This is a genomic window from Nitrososphaera sp. AFS (genome assembly GCF_009898475.1).
Taxonomy (GTDB): Archaea; Thermoproteota; Nitrososphaeria; order Nitrososphaerales; family Nitrososphaeraceae; genus Nitrosopolaris.
Window position 1 is genome coordinate 3,932 of record NZ_QURE01000008.1, and the last position, 7,283, is coordinate 11,214.

Annotated in this window: 10 protein-coding genes (1 of these 10 cut by a window edge); 7 read left to right on the forward strand and 3 right to left on the reverse strand. The window is 41.3% G+C overall.

Annotated features, from left to right (window positions below):
* Positions 1–16: 16 nt before the first annotated feature.
* From rrp41 to DYY65_RS01720, 3 genes are all read right to left on the reverse strand, one after another.
* Entirely contained in the window at positions 17–757 is a 741-nt protein-coding gene (gene rrp41, locus DYY65_RS01710) for an exosome complex exonuclease Rrp41 (RefSeq protein WP_162476268.1), read from the reverse strand.
* On the reverse strand, positions 754–1,542 hold the full coding sequence (rrp4, locus tag DYY65_RS01715; RefSeq protein WP_162476269.1) for an exosome complex RNA-binding protein Rrp4: 789 nt from the start codon (positions 1,540–1,542) through the stop codon (positions 754–756). The genes rrp41 and rrp4 overlap by 4 nt, the downstream gene beginning before the upstream one ends.
* 120 nt (positions 1,543–1,662) lie before the next feature.
* Complete coding sequence (locus tag DYY65_RS01720; RefSeq protein WP_162476270.1) at positions 1,663–2,352, reverse strand: ribosome assembly factor SBDS; 690 nt, start codon at positions 2,350–2,352, stop codon at positions 1,663–1,665.
* 265 nt (positions 2,353–2,617) lie between these two features.
* Between DYY65_RS01720 and DYY65_RS01725 the strand changes: the two genes are divergently transcribed.
* The 7 genes from DYY65_RS01725 to DYY65_RS13135 form a co-directional block, all read left to right on the forward strand.
* Positions 2,618–3,295 carry a DNA-directed RNA polymerase subunit D gene (locus tag DYY65_RS01725; protein WP_162476271.1) on the forward strand — a complete coding sequence of 226 codons (678 nt, stop codon included), beginning with the start codon at positions 2,618–2,620 and terminating at the stop codon, positions 3,293–3,295.
* Between the two features lie 38 nt (positions 3,296–3,333).
* Positions 3,334–3,684 (forward strand): 50S ribosomal protein L18e, encoded by a 351-nt coding sequence (locus DYY65_RS01730; protein WP_162476272.1) that lies wholly within the window; start codon positions 3,334–3,336, stop codon positions 3,682–3,684.
* Entirely contained in the window at positions 3,677–4,183 is a 507-nt protein-coding gene (locus DYY65_RS01735; RefSeq protein ID WP_236561600.1) for a 50S ribosomal protein L13, read from the forward strand. Before DYY65_RS01730 ends, DYY65_RS01735 begins: the two co-directional genes overlap by 8 nt.
* Entirely contained in the window at positions 4,176–4,622 is a 447-nt protein-coding gene (rpsI, locus tag DYY65_RS01740) for a 30S ribosomal protein S9 (RefSeq protein ID WP_162476274.1), read from the forward strand. Before DYY65_RS01735 ends, rpsI begins: the two co-directional genes overlap by 8 nt.
* A gap of 633 nt (positions 4,623–5,255) precedes the next feature.
* Entirely contained in the window at positions 5,256–5,759 is a 504-nt protein-coding gene (locus tag DYY65_RS01745; protein ID WP_162476275.1) for a cupredoxin domain-containing protein, read from the forward strand.
* Between the two features lie 195 nt (positions 5,760–5,954).
* Positions 5,955–6,731, forward strand: coding sequence for a Fe-S cluster assembly ATPase SufC (sufC, locus tag DYY65_RS01750; RefSeq protein WP_162476276.1), 777 nt, complete (start codon positions 5,955–5,957; stop codon positions 6,729–6,731).
* Between the two features lie 253 nt (positions 6,732–6,984).
* Positions 6,985–7,283: the 5' portion of a chlorite dismutase family protein gene (locus DYY65_RS13135; RefSeq protein ID WP_441338305.1), read on the forward strand. It continues 13 nt past the right edge of the window; 299 of the gene's 312 nt are visible here — the first part of the coding sequence; the start codon lies at positions 6,985–6,987; its stop codon lies beyond the right edge, outside the window.

The window sequence follows — 7,283 nt, forward strand, 5'->3', positions numbered from 1 at the left end:
GATCTCTTGGATACGCTCATTGCTCTTCTTTCATCTCCGTCTCTTCACCGAAATACTTTTGCATCAGGGCCTTTCGTTGGATCTCATAAACCACCTTGCATCCCCTTACAGCCTCGTCAAGACATTCAGAAAATTGTTTATCGTCTAGGATACCATCTAGCTGTAGAAGGGTAACTTGGTCCAAATGTGGCATGTAGGCTACAGGCATATCTGCCTCTCCTTCTTTGTCTTCAGTATCATTAATGTCCGTAACAATCTTGCCATTAATTTTGCCTGCTGCACATGCAGCTACAATGTCACGCATATTAATTCCAGCATCAGCGAGCGCCACAGAAGCCGCGGTAATACCAGCACACCTGGATCCTCCGTCTGCTTGAAGTACTTCCACATATACATCAATAGCTGCACGTGGATAGTCTTGTAGCATCAATGCAGGTTCTAATGCTTCTCTCATAACTTTTGAGATTTCTACTTCCCTCCTAGAAGGCGCAGGGTTTTTTCTCGTATCAGTTGAAAATGGAGTCATGTGATACCTGCACCTTAGAACACATCTATCTGGCTGAGCCATATGCTTTGGATGCACTTCTCGAGGTCCATAGACTGCTGCCAAAATTTTGTTCATCCCAAATTCTATAAATGCAGAGCCATCAGCATTCTTTATTACCCCGACATTGATTTTTATTTCCCTTAACTCAGTTTCAGTGCGTCCGTCGGTTCGTTTACCATTTTCGTCAATCAGGCTTTTGGTCTGTGTCATTCCGGATTTTGCTCCTTCCCTTCCTGGCTTTCTTCACCTTTTCGTATGGGAGAAGGCGAATCTTCTGAACTGTGAGCATTATGGGTTCCAATGGATGTCTCGCTTGGAGACTCTGGTATGCCCAGCAATGCTTTCACCCTCTGGGTCAGATTTGAGGTATGGGCCTCTTCCTCCACCATCCTTATAGCTCTAACGGCAAGAGATATACCGTCAGCATTTCTACCTGTCACAACGATAACCCCATTTTGACCGATAAGAATTCTGGTTCGAGTTGCTTGCTCAATTGTTTGTATCATAGATCCCCGCTTTCCAATAAGTCTTGGAACCCTAGTAGCGGAAATTTTAATGAATTCCCCTCGTGGAATTTTGCCCAGGTCTTTGTCTTGGATTGTAATCATAGGATCCCTAGTTCTATCAAATGCTATAATTCTAGCAGTAATTAAATCACCAATCGCTAGTTCTCTGCTCATATCATCCCTAGCTGGGGAAAAGTCCCTACCAAAAACGTCCTGCGCGGGCAAGTGAGCTGAGAAGCAAGCGTTGATATCTACTTCCCATGAAAGAGAAGAGTGATCCATTATTTTACCTATTACGATATCGTTTGTTCTAGGTATGTATACCCCAGATAATGGTATCACCTTTACTCCTTCTCTCCCGGCTTCAGCGATTCCGACTCTGGTAGAGACAAGCGAATTGCCAGCCCTGAGTACGTTAAATAAAGGCCTATGATTGCCTTCGATTATTCTATCACCTGGAATGACATATTTGCGTCTAATTTCTTGCATTGCTTAGCAGGTCCCTCCATTCAATGGGGACCGATATAGAAGATTTTCTATCATTTATTTTCCCTTCTCCAGGGTGGATATGACAGACTTATATTTTAAGTGTCAATCATATTAGTCCCATTATCCCTCGGTCACTTGTGCAGTTCCCTTCGAGATAGATCCTAGCCTGTCCAGTAGAGAGCCTCTTAATCCTGCATTTATTTCTAATTTTACCCTTAAAGTACCATCAGACAGCCACTGCTCTTCCTTAAAAATCGCGGCGGATTTCAAAAAACTATAGGATCGGGAAGAAGATTGGGCAGGCACAGTTATGGTAAGCAATAAGTTTTCGGATTTCAAGGGCAAAACCTTCCTCAAAGCATCAACGACATTCTTGGCTTGATCTTCGGCTGGTTTAAACGGGTCTACCGTGAGTCTTATCTCTCCCAAAGCACTTTCAATCCTCATTATAGGATGTGGGAGATGGGTCTTTGGATCAACGTAGCTTTTATTTATATACTGGATGATCTGCTTTTTCTTCTCTTCAACCATTTTTCTCCTCTGGTCGGTTGTAAGGCTCAGCTCACCCCTAGTAATTATGTGTCTTGCGACCTCTAGTGAATCCGATGTTTTAAAATATCTGATTAGCTTGTCGTTTCCAGCTCTAGATCCTTTATTGGCATCAGAGTATATTTCATCAGAGATAAGTACCGAAGACAAATCAGTTCTCTTGCCGACTTTGTATTCCAATGCGGGATCTGGTTTGACGAGGATCTCAAATTTGTTCCCGTCTAATGTCAGACGCACAGTTGAAGTCTTACTCTCGACCATTAATTTTGTAGGTTCTATGAACTATATATCTGCATATGAAAGTCTCACGTTATATTTTAGAAGACTATCACCATAGTGATTGGTGCTGGAGAATATACTTTAAGGCACCGTTATTGATTCATTCACTATCCATTGATTCACTAGTTCATTAGTTCGCCAGTTCGATAATAGTCTGCATCTAGTCCAAATCTGATGCAGAAGTGTGTAGGTATCTACCATCTTCATCTCAGTCATCTCAGCAATGCGGTAAGATTTTTAAGTACGCTTGAATCAAAGTCTGGCTGGCTTGACTGATATTTCAGCTGAGGTACTGGAAAGAACGAATGATAGAGTAGTAATTAAATTTAACAATATTTCCAGAGAGTATGTTAACGCTATACGAAGGTTAGCCATAAGCGAGGTTCCTACCTTAGCTATTGATGATGTCGTAATACTCGAAAACTCTTCGGTCATGCATGATGAGGCACTAGCCCACAGGTTAGGACTAGTACCATTGCGAACTCAACTGGATCGATTCGTTATGCCTGAGGATTGCGATTGTAAGAGTACTCTTGGATGTTCGAAATGTAGAGTATTATTAATGTTAGATTCAGAAGCAACTGAAAAAACTAAGATCGTGACTTCAGGCGAGCTTTTGTCAGAAGACGAGCTAGTGCAACCAGTAAGCAAAGAAATACCCATTGTAGCTCTAGCACCCACACAGAAAGTAAAATTTGAAGCGTACGCGAGGATGGGTATTGGAAAGAGTCACGCAAAATGGCAGCCAACTTCTGCTGCCGTTGTAAAGGATGGAAGCCAGAATGGCGAATCTATACTTGTGATTGAAACTAACGGTGCATTAACGGCGGCCGAAACCGTATTCGCTGCCCTCAACAAGCTTGATGCAAAAATGAAAAACTTTTATCAAGTAGTGCGTACGCTTGAGCCGCAGACCCCCAGGTAGATTTATTTGGGGAATATAGATAACGCACGAGGTAAACAATGCTAACTAACGCTTTAGTAGACGACATAATATGGAATTTACGAAAAGGCTTTAAGAAAAACAAAAAAGCAATTTGGAAGGCTTTAGAAAGAGAAGTCACTAAATCTAGAACAATCAGAAGAGAGGTCAACATATCGAGATTGTCGGCTACTACTAAGAATGAAGAAGTTGTAGTTGTACCAGGTAAACTCTTGGGGTCAGGAGATATGGATCATAAGCTTACTGTATGTGCCTTTTCTATTTCAAATGCCGCTTTCAAAAAGATAAAACTAGTTGGAGGCGAAGTTATAACGTTAAATGAACTGATGGACAGACATCTTGATGGCAAGGGGGTACGAATTATTGGCTGAGCAGTCGAAGTTGAATCAGCCCGAGCAGAAGGTAGCAGTTCCAAAGGCTAGCAACCCATCTATAGTTGTTAATGGAGATGGTTGCATTGCAGGCAGGATGTGTTCCCATGTTGCAAAGCTCCTTTTGAAAGGATATCAAGTCACAATAGTAAACGCAGAGAAAGCAATGGTATCTGGAGATAGACACAGGATTATCAACAGCTTTAAAGAAGACCTTGAAATAAACTCTGCAACAAACCCAATACATGGTCCGTTTCATCCTAGAAGACCAGATCGAATTCTCACGAAAATGGTAAGAGGTATGGTGCCAAAACGAAAGTCAAGTGGTATAAAAGCATTTAAACACTTAAGGGTATATATTGGAATCCCCAGCCAGTTAAAGGATTCAAAAATGGAACTTTTTGAAGATTCAAAGATTAGAAAGCCTGCATCTTTTTACATCTCTATAGGGGACGTAGCCGAGGAGATAGGTTGGAAAGGGATCACGCCAGTTGGTTAGCAAAATAGATCTTTATCCAGGGCAAAGAAAGGCATGCAGGGCAGTTGCCACTATATGGAAGGGAAATGGAAGGGTGCGGATCAACAATATCCCTGCTGAGTTAATCGAACCACAAGTAGCCAAAGAAATGGTATTGACTCCTATCAACCTTTTAGGCGAACTTAGGAACAAGGTAGACATAAGCGTAAAAGTTCAAGGAGGCGGGTTCATGGGACAAGCCTTTGCTTCAGCGGTTGCAATCTCCAGGGCATTGGCCGGTGAAGGAAAAGGTGGGAGGGATCCTAAGGATCATCCATTAGCAAAGAGCGTCAGGGAAGAAATTAGAAAGAAGATTTCAGAATACGACAGACACTTGCTTGCTGGCGACCCCAGACAAAGCGAATCAAAGAAATTCGGTGGACCAGGCGCCCGACGCAGAAAGCAAAAGTCTTACAGATGATCATCAGTAGTGCAATGGCGGTCTGAATGCACTATTAAAGCATATTTTCTAACTTGTCAGGAGTGCTATAATGAGGCCTGTCTCCAGCTATCGAAATACAGTGACTCAGCCCTTCAAAAGGCCTCTTCGTTCAGATATTATATAGTGATCTGTCAATTTTTTCTCATAGCATTCACCACAAATTAATCCCGTTATCTTCCATTCTGGCATTGCATTATACCGGAAGGATAAAGAATTACCACAGATGGCACATTTATTAGAGCTTTGCTTCATTCATAGTTTCAGGTAAATATCTGAAATAAAAGTTATGACTGGAAATCAGATAGAAAAGGCTGGACTTACTCTACCTACTCGTTGACAGAAATTCAAGACAGTATGCTACAAATTCATGGCGCACAGCCCATCTTAATTGTAATTAGGCATAGCTTGAGAACTTGTAAACAATATTGTTATGCAAGAAATATGCAAGAAACTGAATTTTGCATGTTAGAACCTAGCAATGTAAGAAAAGTCTAATCACGAACATTAGACAGAGAAAGGTAGGATAAATGAACACGTTCCATTTGCTGGTTTTTTGGATGCCAATAAAGGATTTAATAAGGGAATACTAGCTAGAACATAACAGTATTTGCAATGTGGGTTGGAAAAGTTGCCTTTATTGTTTTGCTTATACTCGGTGGGATTACAGGTGTGGTAATGTACATTAGCTTCCACGACATAGCACCAGTTTCTGGTAATATGCAGTCATTTTATCGAAAGAATTTGACACCACAAGACATTGCGGCTGCAAATCCACCACCTGCTGCATCCAGTAGCAGTGCTACCACCAGCGCTCCAGTAGGTGCTTCTGTGACCATTTTGGCAGGAGCTTCGACCCAAGGAAATCCCTCCTATTCTCCGGACACGGTGACGGTAAAGAAGGGAGACGCTATATCAATAACTAACAAGGATACTGTTCCGCACACAATGACTAATGGAAAGGACCCAAGTGATCCCACCACAGGTAAACTGTTTGATACAAGCTTGATCAGCCCAGCGGCTTCAGCAAAAGTTGCAACCGCAAAGTTGTCTGCAGGAACCTACCCATTTCATTGCACCGTTCATCCATACATGACAGGTACATTGAAAGTGCAATAGTAACACCAATTACTTCTGAATAGTATCCCTCAGCACATTCTTGTATATTAGATACAGCTCACTAGCTGATACGATGTAATATTCACTGTATTTAATCAACGGTAGTCAATCATTAATAGGAAAAGAGTGTACCCCAATCACGAATCTCATAGAACATATCCTTATATTATATTCTAGATAAAAGAAGCTGTTACTATGTCATTTTTAGAAGTGAGAGATCTGCACGCAAGCATCGAAGGAAAGGAAATACTAACAGGTCTCAATCTCACTATAGATAGAGGGCAGGTCCATGCACTTATGGGCCCAAATGGTTCAGGAAAGAGCACTTTTGCTAATGTACTTTTGGGTCACCCAAAGTATAATGTTACATCAGGAGACATTCTAGTCAAAGGTCAAAGCATTCTTGATCTATCAACAGACGAAAGAGCAAGAAAGGGCATTTTTCTGGGATTTCAGTATCCTATAGAGATCGCTGGCGTAGGATATAGCCATTTTCTGAGGAATGCGTACAATACTTTAAACAAAACGCTAGCCCAAGAACAGACCAATCGCGAAGTGTTCATAACGGTAAAAGAATTTCACGAATATGTCAAAAGAAACTTGGATTCAGTCGGGTTGGACCAAGCGTTTCTTAGCAGATATCTCAACGAAGGATTTTCTGGTGGTGAGAAAAAAAGATCAGAAGTTATGCAGATGCTAGTCCTCAAGCCTAACGTCGCTATCCTCGATGAGCCAGATTCTGGCTTAGACATTGATGCTGTAAAAGCTGTGGCTGAAGCCATAAACAAATTGATAGAAACTGGAGCAGGAGTTGTCGTAATCACTCATTATGCCAGAATCCTAAGGTACCTGACAAGGTTAGACCATGTTAACGTCATGGCAAAAGGTAGAATAGTTAAATCCGGCGATAGAAGCCTATCAGAAGAACTCGAAAATAAGGGTTATGGATGGCTTGGGCTAGAAGAGAGTTAGGTCATTCATTAAATTTGTAGCGCCCCTTTAGGCTGATCTTGATCTAGTTTTAAATATAGTTTGCATATTTTATTTCTGGATGGCGTCACAAGTAGAAGTCCAAAATCAAGAGCCACCAATTAAGCCTGCAACGCCAACTTTTTTAAATTTCTCATTCTTTAAAGTTGATACCAAGTGGCGATGGTTAAACGACATTGCAAAGAGCGAGGCAGCCAAGGAATTTTCACTCCTGATCGAGGTCGCCAATTCAAAAATGAAAGTTCGGACATATTCAACTTTGGGTCTGCGATCGGATACTGATTTCATGTTATTGATGGTTTCCGATTCCATTGAAAAAATGCAGATATTAACCTCGAAGGTTTATTCTACGCTTATAGGAAAATATATCGAACCATCATATGTGTATCTTTCTTGCCTTCGCAAATCTGCTTATTCTGATAACAAGATTGTTCTTGGATTTCTGGCTAACGAGAAGCCTATGAAATACATAGTTGTTTATCCTTTTATTAAGGCTCGTGAATGGTATTTGCTAGCCTTTGAGGAGAGAAAGAA

What these genes read in the sequence shown, in the direction of transcription:
- rrp41 (WP_162476268.1), bottom strand. Translation starts at nt 757, where the DNA reads ATGACACAGACCAAAAGCCTGATTGACGAAAATGGTAAACGAACCGAC.
- rrp4 (WP_162476269.1), bottom strand. Translation starts at nt 1,542, where the DNA reads ATGCAAGAAATTAGACGCAAATATGTCATTCCAGGTGATAGAATAATC.
- DYY65_RS01720 (WP_162476270.1), bottom strand. Translation starts at nt 2,352, where the DNA reads ATGGTCGAGAGTAAGACTTCAACTGTGCGTCTGACATTAGACGGGAAC.
- DYY65_RS01730 (WP_162476272.1), top strand. Translation starts at nt 3,334, where the DNA reads ATGCTAACTAACGCTTTAGTAGACGACATAATATGGAATTTACGAAAA.
- DYY65_RS01745 (WP_162476275.1), top strand. Translation starts at nt 5,256, where the DNA reads ATGTGGGTTGGAAAAGTTGCCTTTATTGTTTTGCTTATACTCGGTGGG.
- sufC (WP_162476276.1), top strand. Translation starts at nt 5,955, where the DNA reads ATGTCATTTTTAGAAGTGAGAGATCTGCACGCAAGCATCGAAGGAAAG.